Here is a 15,034-nt window from a genome sequence, read left to right on the forward strand (position 1 = left end):
GTCGGCCGACCGAGTCTAGCGGATCGGGTCGCGCAGCAGGTCGGCGAACGCCGCTTCGGCCGCGCCGATGAGCAGGCGGTCCTCGCCGAGCGCCGCGACGCGGATCTCGAGCCCTTCTGCGGCGGCCGGCATCGCCTGCGCGACGACCGCGTCGTGCAGGGCGTCGGGGTCGCTCGCGGCGACGGTGGCGAGGAACCCGCCGAGGATGACGAGCGACGGATTCAGCACGTTCACCGCGTTGGCGAGGGCGGTGGACAGGATGCGCCGCTGGCGCGCCAACTCGGCGGCGACCTCGACGTCGTCGCTCGCCGTGAGCGCGGCGGCCAGGGTCGGCTCGTCGGCGTGCGCGAGCCCGGCGACCGCGAGCAGTCGCGCGCGGCTCACCTCGGCCTCGAGCACGCCGGCCGGCGCGGTGCGGTCGTCGGGATCGGCGATGCCGGGACGGTTCCAGCCGAACTCCCCCGCGTAGCCGCCCGCGCCGCCCACCGGCAGTCCGTGCACGATCAGCCCGCCGCCGATGCCGCTGGCGCCGCCGTTCAGATACACGATGTGGTCGACGCCACGCCCGGCGCCGAACAGGTGCTCGGCGGTCACGCCGAACGTGGCGTCGTTGCCGACCACCGCGGGCAGCCCCGTCTCACCTTCGACGAGCGCCGGCAGCGGCACGTCGCGCCAGTCGAGGTGCGGCGCGAAGCGCACCAGCCCGTCGTCGGCGCGCACGAGCCCGGGAACCGCGAGGCCGACTGCGATGAGCCGCGAGCCCGCGAGTTCGGACGAACGCCACCGCGCGATCACTCCGGCCACGAGGGCGGCTGTCTCGGCCGGCGTGACGATGTGATCGACCTCCACCCGCTCGCGCACGGGGATGCGGCCGTCGAGCCCGACCGCGGCGATGGTGACCGCGTCGAGCTCGGGGTTCACCGCGATCGCGACGACGTCTGGAGAGGGCGCGACGACCGGCGACGGCCGGCCGACGCGATTCGTCGGGTCGGGGGCGCGTTCGACCGCGAGCCCGAGATCGACGAGTTCGGCGGCGAGCGCCGCGACGGTCGACCGATTGAGGCGCGTCACCGCGGTGAGACGGGCGCGTGAGAGCGGCCCCTCGAGGTGCACGAGCGTGAGGAGTTTCGAGAGGTTTCGACGGTGCACGCCGTCGAAGGTGCCGCTCCGTTCGATCACTCCCACACTCTAGGCAGCCCGGCGAGGACGCCGATACCGGACACGCCGAATTTGTTGCGCTTGACTCGATATCCGGCCTCGACGTATATTCGAGGCGTCCAGATCACTTTCGGTACATCAGCCGAAAATTTCGAGAGGTTCAAAGATGAACAGACGCAGCACCAAGCTCGTCGCACTGGGGGCGACCGCCGGACTCGCGGCGCTCGCGCTCGCGGGCTGCGCGCCCGCGGGCGACGGCGCAGACGGCTCCGGCGACACCACCACCATCACCTGGTGGCACAACGGCACCGGCGAGCCGCTGAACTCCTTCTGGGAGGACGTCGCGGGCGAGTTCGAGGCCGAGCACCCCGGCGTCAACGTCGAGGTCGAGGCATTCCAGAGCGAAGACCTCCAGCGCACCCTCATCCCGAACGCCCTGCAGGCGGGCGGCGACGCCGCACCCGACCTCTTCATGGTCTGGGCCGAGGGCGAGATCAAGGCGCAGGTCGAGGCGGGCTACCTCAAGGACCTGAGCAGCCTCACCGACGTCGTCGAGAGCGTCGGCGGCGCGGGCACCGGCTGGAACGTCGACGGCAAGCAGTACGGCATCCCCTTCCGCTACGGCATCGAGGGCATCTGGTACAACGCCGATCTGTTCGAGCAGGCGGGCATCACCGAGATCCCTGCCACGTTCAGCGAGTACAGCGACGCCATCAACAAGCTCGCCGCCTCGGGCGTCTCCCCGGTCGGCGTCGGTGCCGGCGACGGCTGGCCGGCGGCCCACTGGTGGTACCAGTTCGCCATCAAGACCTGCTCGCCCGAATCCCTCACCAAGGCAGCCGACACCCTCGAGTTCGACGACCCGTGCTTCGTCGAGGCCGGCGAGAACCTGAAGGCGTGGATGGACGAGTTCGACGGCGACCTGCCCTTCCAGTCGAACCCGACCAGCACCCCGGCGCAGAGCGTGCCGAACAGCTCGGCGGGCCTGCTCGCGTCGCAGACCACGGCCATGGAGCTCATGGGCACCTGGCACCGCGGTGAGGTCGCGAAGCTGGTTCCCGGCGCACCGGCCGACAACCCGCCGGCGCCCGAGTGGCTCTCGTGGATGCCCGTTCCCGACATCGAGGGCGCTTCGGGCGCACCCGGCGCCGCACTCGGCTCGGGCGACGCTTGGGGCGTCTACGTCGACGCCCCCGACGAGACGCTCGAACTGCTCGAGTACGTCATGAGCGAAGACGTGCAGACCCGCTTCGCAGCGCTCGGTGAGATCCCGACGGTCGCGGGTGCCGAAGCCGGCATCACCGACCCGGTGCTCAAGCAGATCGCCGAGGGTACCGTCAACGCCTCGCTCGTCGTGACCTGGCTGGACACCCAGTACGGTCCGGTGATCGGTCAGGCGATGAACGACGCCATCGTGAACCTCATGTTCGGCGACGGAACGCCCGAGTCGGTCCCCGAAGCGATGAACGCAGCGGCGGCCACGCTCTAGCATGACCGCTCTCGACACGGCCGGGCCCGCGGTGACCGCGGGCCCGGCCCCCTCACGCAACACGAAGCACTCCGCACGGCGCACGACGCGCAAGTGGGGCGAGATCTCGCTCTTCGCCGGTCCCGCCGTGCTGGTCTACCTGATCTTCGTCCTCCTCCCCGTCCTCCTGGCGGCGTTCTACAGCTTCTTCAACTGGAACGGCCTGGGCCCCCTCGACCGCTTCATCGGGCTCGACAACTACACCCGGCTGCTCGCGGACCCCGTGTTCCACCGCTCGGTGTTCAACAACTTCTTCATCATCGTGATGTCCCTGCTCATCCAGGGGCCCCTCGCGATCCTCGTCGCGCTGCTCATGAACCGGCCCCTGCGCTTCCGCGGGCTGCTGCGCGCGCTCATCTTCGTTCCGTACGTCCTCAGCGAGGTCACCGCGGGCCTGGCGTGGCAGATCCTGCTGCAGTCGGTTCCGCCCAACCGCTGGGGTCCGTTCGACACGCTGCTGCGGTCCATCGGCATCGAGAATCCGCCGGCGTGGCTGGCCGATCAGGACGTCGTGATGTGGACGATGTTCGGCATCCTCACGTGGAAGTACCTCGGTCTCGCGATCATCCTCATGCTCGCCGGCCTCTCTGGCGTGCCCGAGGAGCTCTACGAGGCTGCGGCCCTCGACGGCGCCGGCTGGTGGAAGACGCAGTGGTACATCACGGTGCCGCTGCTCGGGCCCACCATCCGCATCTGGGCGTTCCTGTCGATCATCGGCGCGTTGCAGCTCTTCGACATGGTCTGGATCGTGACCGGAGGCGGGCCACTCAACGCCTCGTCCACGATGGCGGTCTACATGGTCAAGAACGGCCTCAACGTCAGCCAGATCGGCTTCGGCAGTGCCGTCGCCGTCGTCCTGTTCCTCATCTCGCTCGTCATCGCCCTCGTGTACCAGCGCTTCGCGCTGCGCCGCGATCTCGCTGGCGCCATCACCGGAGGGGTGCGCTGATGACCGCCACGACCGCCATCACCACCCGCGGAGCCAAGACGGCCGTGCCGCGGCGCCGCGCCGGCGAGGGCTTCGACTGGGGCCAGCCGATCGTCTACGTCGTCGCCCTGGCCGTCGCGGCCATCGCCGTGGGGCCCGTGCTCTACGTCTTCATCTCGGGCTTCCGCACGAACCCCGACTTCTTCACGAACCCGGCGGGCATGCCCGACCCGTGGACGGCCGACAACTACCTGCGGGTCCTCAGCAACCCCACGTTCTGGAACCAGGTGTTCGCGAGCACCGTGACGGCGCTCGGCACGACCCTCGGCGTCATGCTGTTCGGCGTCATGGCCGCGTTCGTGATCGCGCGGTACGACTTCAAGGGTCGCCAGCTCCTGTATGCCATGTTCACGACGGGGCTGCTGTTCCCGCTCACGATCTCGATCCTTCCGCTCACGGTGCTGCTGCGACAGCTGAACCTGTTCGGCAGCTGGTGGGGCCTCATCATCCCCCAGGTGGCGTTCGCACTTCCGACGACGATCATCATCCTCGTTCCCTTCCTGCGCGCCATCCCCGGCGAGCTCGAGGACGCGGCCATGGTCGACGGCACGAGCCGCATCGGGTTCTTCTGGCGCATCATGGTGCCGCTCTCGATGCCCGCCCTCATGACCGTCGGCGTGCTCGCGTTCGTGGGCAGCTGGAACGCCTACCTCCTGCCGCTCTTCGTGCTGCAGGCGGGCGGCGCGGGATCCGACAGCTACACGCTGCCACTCGGCGTGCAGTTCTTCTCGACCGCCAACGGACAGGACACCACCGGCGTGCTCTCGTATACGGCGCTCGCGATGCTCCCCGCGATCCTGTTCTTCACGCTGGCTGAGAAGCGCATCGTCGGCGGACTCCAGGGAGCGGTGAAGGGATGATGATGGACCACCCCCGCCCCTGGCAGGATGCATCGCTGCCCGCCGCCGAGCGGGTCGAGTCGCTCGTCGCGGCGCTGACCCTCGACGAGAAGATCGCCCAGCTCTACGGCGTCTGGGTCGGCGCGTCGGCGGACGGCGGCGACGTCGCCCCGAACCAGCACGAGATGATCGGCGACATCGACCTCGACGCACTGGTGCCGAAGGGCCTCGGCCAGCTCACCCGGCCGTTCGGCACCGCACCGGTCGATCCGGGCGTCGGCGCGCTGTCGCTCGCCCGCACGCAGCGGCGCATCGTCGCCGAGAGCCGATTCGGCATTCCCGCGCTCGCCCATGAGGAGTGCCTCGCGGGCTTCGCCGCATGGGGTGCGACCGCGTATCCGGTTCCGTTGAGCTGGGGGGCGACCTTCGATCCGGGGCTCATCGAGCGGATGTCACGCCGAATCGGCGACGACCTGCGACGCGTCGGCGTCCACCAGGGACTCGCCCCGGTGCTCGACGTCGTGCGCGACGCCCGCTGGGGCCGGGTCGAGGAGACCATGGGCGAAGACCCGTACCTCATCGGCACCGTGGGCGCCGCCTACGTGCGCGGGCTCGAGTCGGCCGGCATCGTCGCGACGCTCAAGCACTTCGTGGGGTACTCCGCGTCGAAGGCCGGCCGCAACCTGGCGCCGGTCTCGGTCGGCCCGCGCGAGCTCGCCGACGTGCTGCTGCCCCCGTTCGAGATGGTGCTGCGCGAGGGACGCCCCCGCTCGGTGATGAACGCGTACACCGACATCGACGGTGTGCCGACGGCCGCCGACGCCGCGCTGCTGACCGACCTGCTCCGCGGCGTCTGGGGCTTCGAGGGCACCGTGGTCGCCGATTACTTCGCAATCGCGTTCCTGCAGACCCTGCACGGCACGGCGGGGTCGCTCGCCGATGCCGCGGCGGCCGCGCTCGAGGCCGGCATCGACGTCGAACTGCCGACCGTGCACGCCTTCGGCGCGCCGCTCGTCGAGGCCGTCGCCGACGGACGCCTCGACGTCGCGGTGATCGACCGGGCGCTGCGCCGGGTGCTCGCGCAGAAGCTCGAGCTCGGACTGCTCGACGCCGACTGGGACGCCACGCCCCCGGCGCTGCGCGATCTCGCCGACGACATCGACGCGGTGCGCGGCACCATCGACCTCGATCCGCCCGCCAACCGGGCGCTGGCGGCCGAGATCGCCGAGCGGGCGATCGTGCTGCTGCACAACGACGGCACGCTTCCCCTGACCGGCCCGGGGCGCACCGCGCCCGCGCGGATCGCGGTCATCGGCCCCAACGCCGACGACCGGTTCGCGGTGCTCGGCTGCTACTCGTTCCCGGCGCACGTCGGCGTGCACCACCCCGAGTCGGGCGACGGCATCGCCCTGCCGACGCTGGTCGAGTCGCTGCGGGCCGAGTTCCCGGATGCCTCGATCAGCCACGTGCACGGCACCTCCGTCGACGGCGGCGAGACCGACGGGTTCGCCGAGGCGGTGGCCGCGGCATCCGAAGCCGATGTCGTGGTGCTCGCCCTGGGCGACCGCGCCGGTCTGTTCGGCCGAGGCACGAGCGGTGAGGGGTGCGACGCCGAGTCGCTCGCGCTGCCCGGAGCCCAGGGCGCGCTGCTCGAGGCGGTGCTCGACGCGGGCACGCCGACCGTCGTGACGCTGCTGGCGGGGCGCCCGTACACGCTCGGCACCGCGCCCGAGCGCGCCGCAGGCATCCTCGAGGCCTTCTTCGCCGGCGAGGAGGGCACGCGCGCCCTCGCGGGCATCCTGAGCGGACGTGTCTCGCCCAGCGGGCGACTGCCCGTGTCGGTGCCGGCGTCGGCGGGCGTGCACCCGTCGACGTATCTCGCGTCGCCGCTCGCGCAGCGCAACGGCGTGTCGAGCATCGACCCGACCGCCCGCTACCCGTTCGGCCACGGCCTCACCTACACGAGCTTCGAGTGGGGCGACGTGTCGGGCGACGCCTCCGCGGTCCCGACCGACGGCGAGGTCGCCGTGCAGGTGCGGATCGCGAACGCGGGCGACCGCACCGGCGCCGAGGTCGTGCAGCTGTACCTGCACGACCCCGTCGCGAGCATCGTGCGGCCCGTGCAGCGGCTCATCGGCTTCGCCCGCGTCGAGCTCGCACCCGGCGAGGCGGCCGATGTGCGGTTCGTCGTGCCGGCCGACCTCGCGTCGTTCACGTCGCGCGACGGCGAGCGCATCGTCGAGCCGGGCGAGCTCGTGCTCGGCCTGGGCCGCTCGAGCGCCGACCTGGTCGGCAGCCACCGGGTCGAGCTCACGGGCGCGGTGCGGCGGGTCGACCACACCCGCCGCCTGCATCCCGAGGTCACCGTCGAACGACTGACGCTCGAGGCATCCGTGACGGCCTGACCCCCCGACGACCGGCCGACGGCACTCCCCCATCCCCCAGCCGTCGGCCGGTACCCCTCCCCGCACCACCCCACGAAAGGAGCAGCGCAGCCCCACCCGGCGGTCCCGACCGCAGCGCACCGCACCACCACGCACCGGATCCAGGGCGTCGACCCCCGACGCCCGCTTCACGCGCGAAGGAGCGCACCATCATGCAACGACGCACGATACGACGGGCACTCGGGCTCGCCACCGCCGCGGCGGTCGCGGGCGCAGGCGCCCTGATCGGAGTCGCGCCGGCCGGCGCGGCACCCACGACCGTGAACGCGGTCGATTTCGAAGACGGGACGACCGGCGGCTGGACCCAGTCCGGCGGCGGCGCAGGCCTGCTCGAGGTCATCGACGGCCCCGACGGAGGCAAGGTGCTGCGCGTGAACGACCGCGCGGCCGACTACGAGGGCATCCAGAGCCCGCTCGGGCTGTTCGAGCCCGGCAAGACCTACGACCTCTCGATGCGAGTACGACTCGCCGACGGCGTCGCAGGATCCACGGGCGTTCGCTTCGTGATGAAGCCGAACTACACCTGGATCGGCGACACCACGATGAGCGCGGGCGCGTGGACGACCGTGCACGACACCTTCGCGGTCCCTGCGGACGCCGACCCCGCCACGCTGCAGCTCTACATCGGCACGGCGAACCTCGCGCCCGCCGCGCCGTACAGCTACCTCGTCGACGACATCGCCATCACCACCGACGGCGCCCCCGAGGGGCCGGGTACCACCGTGCTCGCCACCGACTTCGAGGCGGGCCTCGACGGCTGGGGCCTGCGCAGCGGCAGCGGTTCGACGCCGGCTCTGGTGCAGCTCGCCGCCCCCGGGCACGAGAGCGACCAGGCGGCCGTGGTCACCGCACGCGCCAGCCAGGGCGACGGCCTCGGGCACGACGTGACCGGCCTGCTCGATCCGGCCGTGACGTACGAGCTGAGCGCGTGGGTGCGTTTCGCCGACGGCCAGCCTGTCGACGACGTGTGGCTGAGCCGCGCGAACACCGTCGACGGTGCGACGACGTACTCGACGCTCGCGCAGTTCGACGGCATCTCGAACACGGGCTGGACGCAGGTCACCGCGCGGTTCCCGGGTTCGGCGGCGGATGCTTCGCTGCTGTACTTCGAGACGCGGTACCAGAACGGTGCCACCGGCAACACGAGCGACCTGCTCGTCGACGACATCACCCTCGTCGCCCCCGGCGAACCGACCATCGAGGACCTCACACCGATCAAGGACACCGTCGACTTCCCCGTCGGCGTCGCGATCGACTCCCGCGAGACGCGGGGCGCGGCATCCGAACTGGTGCTGAAGCACTTCGACCGCGTGACGCCCGAGAACTTCATGAAGCCCGAGGCCTGGTACAACGCCTCGCGCGAGTTCGTGACGACGAACGCCGAGTCCGACGCGCTCATGGACTTCGCGCAGGCCAACGACCTCAAGGTCTACGGGCATGTCCTGGTCTGGCACAGCCAGACGCCGGCCTGGTTCTTCCAGGATGCCTCGGGGCAGCCGCTCGCGGCCGACGACGCCGGCAAGGCGGTGCTGCGCGATCGACTGCGCGCGCACATCTTCGACGTCGCCGGGTACCTGGCCGGCAAGTACGGGCCGTTCGGCAGCGAGACCAACCCGCTCGCGGCGATCGACGTGGTGAACGAGGTGGTCTCGGACGGCGGTGAGTACGCCGACGGGCTGCGCCGAAGCGAGTGGTACCGAATCCTCGGCGAGGACTACCTCGATCTCGCGTTCGAGTACGCCGACGAGGCGTTCAACGACGAGTTCGCGGCCGACGGGGCATCGCACCCGGTCACGCTGTTCATCAACGACTACAACACCGAGCAGGGCGGCAAGCAGGTGCGCTACCACGCACTGGTGTCGCGGCTGCTGGAGCGCGGCGTGCCGGTCGACGGCGTGGGTCACCAGTTCCACGTCAGCCTCGCGATGCCGGTGTCGGCATTGGCGGGTGCGATCGACGCGTTCCAGGACCTGCCCGTGACGCAGGCGGTGACCGAGTTCGACGTGACCACGGGAACCCCGGTGACCCAGGCGAAGCTCATCGACCAGGGATACTACTTCCGCGATGCGTTCCGGGCGTTCCGGGCGCGCACCGACGAGCTGTTCACGGTCACCATGTGGGGACTCACCGATGGCCGCAGTTGGCGATCGGGTTCGGGCGCTCCGCTGCTGTTCGACGACGCGCTGAAGGCGAAGCCCGCCTACTTCGGGGTGGTCGACGGGCCGCTGCCGGCGCCGCTGCGCACCGCGAACGTGTTCCAGGGCGACGTGCCGCTCGACGCGGCGGCGACCGCGTCACCCGAGTGGGCGAAGCTGCCGCTCATCGCGATCGAGGGCTCGGCCCGATTCGGGGTGCGTTGGGAGGCCGACCACCTGTCGGTCTTCGTCTCGGTCGACGACGCGTCGACGGATGCCTCGGACGGCGTGTCGTTCACGGTGGGCGATGCCTCGTACGCGGTGGCACGCGATGGCTCGGGCGACGTCGACGCGGTGGCGACCGAGCGGGCCGGCGGCTACGACCTGGTCGTGCACCTGCCGCTCGACGCGGCCGCCGCAGGCGACACGCTCGGCCTCGACGTGCGGGTGACCGACGCTGCGGCGGGTGGCTTCGGTTCCGTCGCGTGGAACGCGCCCGGCGAGCTCGGCACCCTCACGCTCGTCGAACCGGTCTCGTACCTCGAGGTGGCCGAGGCCGAATCCGCACCGTCGATCGACGCTGTGGTCGACCCGGTGTGGGCCGACGCGAACGCCGTCACGACCGAGAAGCAGGTGCAGGGCACCGACGGCGCGATCGCGACGGTCCGCACGCTGTGGCGGGGCGATACGCTCTACGTGCTCGCCGAGGTCGCCGACCCGATCGTGGACGTCACGGGCAGCGACCCGTGGGTGCAGGACTCGGTCGAGATCTACGTCGACCCGGGCAACGCGAAGAACGGCTCGTACCGGTACGACGACACCCAGATCCGCATCAGCGCCGAGAACGCGGTGTCGTTCGGCACCGGCGACGAGGCGTTCCAGCGGGCGCGCGTGACGTCGGAGACCGCGATCGTCGACGGCGGGTACGTCGTCGAGGCCTCGGTGCTGCTCGGCGACTACTCGGGCGCCGACACCGTGCACGGCCTGGACTTCCAGGTCAACGACGCGTCGAACGGGCAGCGCACGGCGATCCGCAACTGGGCCGACCCGACGGGCGCCGGCTACCAGTCGACGGCACGCTGGGGCGTCGGTCGCTTCGCGGCGGCGTCGAGCGAGCCCGGCGAGCCCGGCGAACCGGGTGAGCCCGGGGAACCGGGTGAGCCCGACGCGCCGGTCGTGCGGCTCAGCGCGGCGAGCGTCGCAGCGGGCGGGCAGATCGAGCTCGACCTCAGCGGGTTCGCTCCGGGTGCCGAGGTGACGCTGCGCCTGCAGGACCCGCAGCCGGCGGCGTTCGCGACGCTGCTGGCGGCACCCGTGCGGGCGATCTCGCCCCTCGCGGCCCTGCTCGCCGCGCCGGTCGACCTCGCAACCGTCACGACCGACGGCTCGGGCTCGGCGCACCTGGTTGCGACGATCCCGGCGTCGACCGCACCGGGCTCGTACGAGCTGGCGGCGCTGGTCGACGATGCGACGCTCGCGAGTGCGCCGCTCGAGGTGACCGCGGCCGACCCGGTCGCGGACCCCGGGGACGAGCCGTCCGACGGCACCGCCGGCTCCGCCGGCGCGGGCGGTTCCGGCGGCGGGGGCGACCTCGCCGAGACCGGGGCGCAGTTCGAACCCTGGGCGCTGGCGGGCCTCGTGCTCGTCGCGCTGGGCGCACTCGTCATCGTGCGCCGACGCCGCACCGCCTGATCGGTTCGGACTGCAACGGATGGGCCCCATCCCCGCCACGGCGGGAGATGGGGCCCATTCGCGTGCCGCGGCTCGGCACGGCCCCGCTCGGCACGGCCCCGCTCGGCTCCGCACGACCCCGCTCGTCCTCCGTCGCGCCACGTCCGCGCCTTCTGCGCCACCTCGGGTGGCGCGGAGCGCGCCGAACTGGCGCAGCGGCAGGATCAGGCGTCGGCCGGCGCCGCCGTGCTCTCGCGGATGACGAGACTCGTCGCGAGGTCCATGCGGGGGGTCGGCGCGGCGACGCCGATGGGCGCGTCCGCGAGCCGGATCGCCAGCCGCGCGGCCTCCTCCCCCATACGCCGCAGCGGCTGGTGCACCGTCGTGAGCCGCGGCGTGAGCCAGCGGGCGAGCGGGATGTCGTCGTAGCCGACGACCGACAGGTCCTCGGGCACCCGCAGGCCGAGCTCACGGGCCACCTCGAGCACGCCGAGTGCCTGCATGTCGCTGCCGGCGAACACCGCGGTGGGGCGGTCGGTGCCGGCGAGCAACTCACGCGCGTGGTCGCGCCCGCCCGTCACGTGGAAGTCGCCGAATCGGATCCAGGCGGGGTCGATCGACAGCCCGGCCGAGTTCATCGCCGACCGGTATCCGTCGACCCGGGCGAGCGAGCACATCATGTCCTCGGGTCCGGTGATCGCGGCGATGCGCCGGTGGCCGAGTTCGATGAGGTGCCGTGTCGCGGCCAGGCCCCCCGACCAGTTCGCCGAGCCGACGCTCGGCGCATCGGGCGACGGATCGCCCGCGGGATCGACGATCACGAACGGGATGGCGCGGGCGCGGAGCTGCTCGCGGTACTCGGGCGCGAGGTCGCTGAAGACGAGCACGACCCCGACGGGGCGTCGGCGCATGACCCCTTCGACCCAGTCGGCGTCGGGCGAGTGCCGGCTTCCGCTCACGGTGAGCACGACGCTCAGCCCGTGCTCCTTCGCGACCGACTCGACACCGTCGATGAGTTCCATCGACCAGATGCGGTCGAGCTCGTGGAAGACGATCTCGATGAGCTCGGCCCGGGTCTCGCTGCGCCCGCCGCCTCGGCGCTGGTAACCGCGCTCGGCGAGCACCTGCTCGACGCGCTCCCGGGTCGCGGGGGCGACGTCGGCTCGACCGTTCAGCACCTTCGAGATCGTCGACAACGAGACTCCGGCCTCGTCGGCGACATCGGCGAGCGTCACACGCTCGCTCGCGACATCCGATTTCATGTTTCGAATCCTAGTGGCGAAACTTGCGGCCCTCGCCGCGGCGATCCCGGCTTGCATCGCAAGCCCCCGCCGGTTATGTTGGTCTCGCCAACAAATCATCGACGACGCTGAAAGGCGGATCACCAATGGCCAGCGCGCCCACCCGCGACGACAAATTCTCCTTCGGCCTCTGGACCGTCGGCTACAACGGCACCGACCCCTTCGGCGGCCCCACCCGCAACGCGCTCGACGTCGTGCACGTGGTCGAGAAGCTCGCCGACCTCGGCGCCTACGGCCTGACGTTCCACGACGACGACCTGTTCGCGTTCGGCTCGACCGACGCCGAGCGTCAGACGCAGATCGACCGCCTCAAGCAGGCCCTCGCCGACACCGGCCTCATCGTGCCGATGGTCACCACGAACCTGTTCTCGGCCCCCGTCTTCAAGGACGGCGGCTTCACCTCGAACGACCGCGACGTGCGTCGCTTCGCGATGCGCAAGGTGATGCGCCAGCTCGAGCTCGGCGTCGAGCTCGGCGCGAAGACCTTCGTCATGTGGGGCGGCCGCGAGGGCGCCGAGTACGACTCCGCCAAAGACATCCGCGGTGCCCTCGAGCGCTACCGCGAGGCGGTCAACTTCCTCGGCCAGCACGTGATCGACCAGGGCTGGGACATCCGCTTCGCGATCGAGCCGAAGCCGAACGAGCCCCGCGGCGACATCCTGCTGCCGACCCTCGGCCACGCGATCGCCTTCATCGACTCGCTCGAGCACCCCGAGCTCGTCGGCCTCAACCCCGAGGTCGGCCACGAGCAGATGGCGGGCCTCAACTTCGCCGCCGGCATCGCCCAGGCGCTGTACCACGGCAAGCTGTTCCACATCGACCTGAACGGCCAGCGCGGCATCAAGTACGACCAGGACCTCGTGTTCGGCCACGGCGACCTGCACAACGCGTTCGCGCTCGTCGACCTGCTCGAGAACGGCGGCCCCGGCGGAGTGCCCGCCTACGACGGCCCCCGTCACTTCGACTACAAGCCGAGCCGCACCGAGGACGAGAACGGCGTCTGGGAGTCGGCCAAGGCCAACATGCGCACCTACCTGCTGCTGAAGGAGCGGGCCGCGGCGTTCCGCGCCGACCCCGAGGTGCAGGAGGCGCTCGCCGCCGCGAAGGTCGACGAGATCGCTACGCCGACCCTGAACGAGGGCGAGACCTGGGAGTCGCTCGCGGCCGATCGCTCGGCGTTCGAGGACTTCGACGCGAACGCGTACCTCGGCGGCAAGGGCTTCGGCTTCGTGCGCCTGCAGCAGCTGGCCACCGAGCACCTGCTCGGCGCTCGCGACTGACCCACCACCCGCACCCCTTACCCCCGCACCCCGCACCCCCCTCATCCACCCACCATCGCCGAGTGTTTCCGCTCGAACGCCTGGTGTCCGTTGCAACGGACACCCTCGGCGGGAGCGGAAACGCTCGGCGATGAGGGCCGGCGGGGCGGCGGGGCGGGGTGGGACACACCGAAGGAACCGCAATGACGCTCGTCGCCGGAGTCGACTCGTCGACCCAATCGTGCAAGGTCGTGATCCGGGATGCCGCGACCGGCGCCCTCGTGCGCTCGGGCCGCGCCTCGCACCCCGACGGCACCGAGGTCGACCCCCAGGCGTGGTGGTCGGCCCTCCAGCAGGCCATCGCGGCGGCGGGCGGCCTCGACGACGTCGCCGCGATCTCGATCGCGGGCCAGCAGCACGGCATGGTCGTGCTCGACGCCGAGGGCCGGGTCATCCGCCCCGCGCTGCTCTGGAACGACACCCGCTCGGCCGGCGCCGCGCGCGATCTGATCGACGAGGTCGGCGCCGACGCGTACGCCGAGCGCACCGGCGTCGTGCCCGTGGCATCCTTCACCGCGACGAAGTTGCGCTGGCTGCGCGACGCCGAGCCCGAGGCCGCGGCGCGGGTCGCCGCGGTCGCGCTCCCCCACGACTGGCTCACCTGGCGGCTGCGCGGGTTCGGCCCGGCCGGCGAGGCGGATGCTCCGCTCGGGCCGGTGCTCGACGAGCTCGCCACCGACCGATCGGATGCCTCGGGCACCGCGTACTGGGGCGCCGACGGGTACGACCGCGACCTCCTCGAGCGCGCACTGGGCCACGACGCCGTGCTGCCCCGCGTGGTCGGCCCGGCCGACCGGGTCGGCGAGACCGTGGCCGGCGTCGTCGTCGGCCCCGGCGCGGGCGACAACGCGGGCGCTGCACTCGGCCTCGACGCGCAGCCCGGCGATGTCGTGGTGTCGATCGGCACCTCCGGCACCGTGTTCGCGGTGACCGAGCAGCCCGTGGCCGACGCGTCGGGCACCGTCGCCGGCTTCGCCGACGCGAGCGGCAACTGGCTGCCGCTCATCGCCACGCTGAACGCGGCGCGCGTGCTCGACTCGACCGCGGGGCTGCTGGGCGTCGACCACGCCGAGCTCGGCCGACTGGCGCTCGAGGCCGAGCCCGGGGCATCCGGCCTGGTGCTCGTGCCCTACTTCGAGGGCGAGCGCACGCCGAACCTGCCCGACGCGACCGCCTCGCTGCACGGCATGACCCTCGGGTCGACGACGCGCCCGAACCTCGCCCGCGCCGCCGTCGAGGGCCTGCTCTGCGGGCTCGCCGACGGGCTCGACGCGGTGCGCGGCCAGGGCGTCGAGGCCCGCCGGGTGCTGCTCATCGGCGGTGCCGCGCAGAACCCCGCCGTGCGCGCGATCGCCGCGCAGGTCTTCGACGCGCCCGTCGCGATTCCGGCGCCGGGCGAGTACGTCGCCGACGGCGCCGCCCGCCAGGCCGCCTGGGCGCTGACCGGCGAGCGGCCCGGCTGGGTCGTCGAGCTCGCCGCCGAGCTCGAACCCGACACGCGGCCCGAGATCCGCGCGGCCTACGCCGCTGCCGCCGGCCGCGTCGCCGACGCGGCGTCCGCGGCATCCATCCCCGCCCTCGGCTGAGCCGGGGCGGCCCACCGACTCGTGGCCGGCGACGCAGGTGCGCTCGTCGTCGGCCACGACCCCCT

Annotated in this window: 9 protein-coding genes; 7 read left to right on the forward strand and 2 right to left on the reverse strand. The window is 72.0% G+C overall.

Annotation, left to right across the window (positions count from 1 at the left end; translation table 11 throughout):
- Positions 1-15 precede the first annotated feature (15 nt).
- Entirely contained in the window at positions 16-1,179 is a 1,164-nt protein-coding gene (locus FLP10_RS04315; protein ID WP_425457630.1) for an ROK family transcriptional regulator, read from the reverse strand.
- Between the two features lie 145 nt (positions 1,180-1,324).
- Here FLP10_RS04315 and FLP10_RS04320 point away from each other — a divergent pair, with 145 nt between their 5' ends.
- The 5 genes from FLP10_RS04320 (at position 1,325) to FLP10_RS04340 (ending at position 10,784) form a co-directional block, all read left to right on the forward strand.
- Entirely contained in the window at positions 1,325-2,647 is a 1,323-nt protein-coding gene (locus FLP10_RS04320; RefSeq protein ID WP_149159753.1) for an extracellular solute-binding protein, read from the forward strand.
- A gap of 1 nt (position 2,648) precedes the next feature.
- Positions 2,649-3,635 (forward strand): carbohydrate ABC transporter permease, encoded by a 987-nt coding sequence (locus tag FLP10_RS04325; protein WP_149159754.1) that lies wholly within the window; start codon positions 2,649-2,651, stop codon positions 3,633-3,635.
- Positions 3,635-4,534 carry a carbohydrate ABC transporter permease gene (locus FLP10_RS04330; RefSeq protein ID WP_149159755.1) on the forward strand — a complete coding sequence of 300 codons (900 nt, stop codon included), beginning with the start codon at positions 3,635-3,637 and terminating at the stop codon, positions 4,532-4,534. The genes FLP10_RS04325 and FLP10_RS04330 overlap by 1 nt, the downstream gene beginning before the upstream one ends.
- On the forward strand, positions 4,534-6,918 hold the full coding sequence (locus FLP10_RS04335) for a beta-xylosidase/alpha-l-arabinosidase (protein ID WP_210418472.1): 2,385 nt from the start codon (positions 4,534-4,536) through the stop codon (positions 6,916-6,918). The genes FLP10_RS04330 and FLP10_RS04335 overlap by 1 nt, the downstream gene beginning before the upstream one ends.
- A 191-nt stretch (positions 6,919-7,109) precedes the next feature.
- Positions 7,110-10,784 (forward strand): endo-1,4-beta-xylanase, encoded by a 3,675-nt coding sequence (locus tag FLP10_RS04340; RefSeq protein ID WP_149159757.1) that lies wholly within the window; start codon positions 7,110-7,112, stop codon positions 10,782-10,784.
- Positions 10,785-10,987: 203 nt separating this feature from the next.
- Here FLP10_RS04340 and FLP10_RS04345 read toward each other — a convergent pair whose 3' ends face one another.
- Positions 10,988-12,025, reverse strand: a complete 1,038-nt coding sequence (locus tag FLP10_RS04345; RefSeq protein WP_149159758.1) for a LacI family DNA-binding transcriptional regulator — start codon at positions 12,023-12,025, stop codon at positions 10,988-10,990.
- 125 nt (positions 12,026-12,150) lie between these two features.
- On the opposite strand from FLP10_RS04345, the gene xylA reads away from it, so the two are divergent.
- On the forward strand, positions 12,151-13,344 hold the full coding sequence (xylA, locus tag FLP10_RS04350; RefSeq protein WP_149159759.1) for a xylose isomerase: 1,194 nt from the start codon (positions 12,151-12,153) through the stop codon (positions 13,342-13,344).
- Between the two features lie 182 nt (positions 13,345-13,526).
- Positions 13,527-14,969 (forward strand): xylulokinase, encoded by a 1,443-nt coding sequence (gene xylB, locus FLP10_RS04355; RefSeq protein ID WP_149159760.1) that lies wholly within the window; start codon positions 13,527-13,529, stop codon positions 14,967-14,969.
- The last annotated feature ends 65 nt before the right edge of the window (positions 14,970-15,034 follow it).

This window comes from Agromyces intestinalis (genome assembly GCF_008365295.1).
Taxonomy (GTDB): domain Bacteria; phylum Actinomycetota; class Actinomycetes; order Actinomycetales; family Microbacteriaceae; genus Agromyces; species Agromyces intestinalis.

Coding starts and splice junctions, on each gene's coding strand:
- FLP10_RS04340 (WP_149159757.1), top strand. CDS start 7,110: ATGCAACGACGCACGATACGACGGGCACTCGGGCTCGCCACCGCCGCG.
- FLP10_RS04335 (WP_210418472.1), top strand. CDS start 4,534: ATGATGGACCACCCCCGCCCCTGGCAGGATGCATCGCTGCCCGCCGCC.
- xylB (WP_149159760.1), top strand. CDS start 13,527: ATGACGCTCGTCGCCGGAGTCGACTCGTCGACCCAATCGTGCAAGGTC.
- FLP10_RS04325 (WP_149159754.1), top strand. CDS start 2,649: ATGACCGCTCTCGACACGGCCGGGCCCGCGGTGACCGCGGGCCCGGCC.
- FLP10_RS04320 (WP_149159753.1), top strand. CDS start 1,325: ATGAACAGACGCAGCACCAAGCTCGTCGCACTGGGGGCGACCGCCGGA.
- FLP10_RS04330 (WP_149159755.1), top strand. CDS start 3,635: ATGACCGCCACGACCGCCATCACCACCCGCGGAGCCAAGACGGCCGTG.
- FLP10_RS04345 (WP_149159758.1), bottom strand. CDS start 12,025: ATGAAATCGGATGTCGCGAGCGAGCGTGTGACGCTCGCCGATGTCGCC.
- xylA (WP_149159759.1), top strand. CDS start 12,151: ATGGCCAGCGCGCCCACCCGCGACGACAAATTCTCCTTCGGCCTCTGG.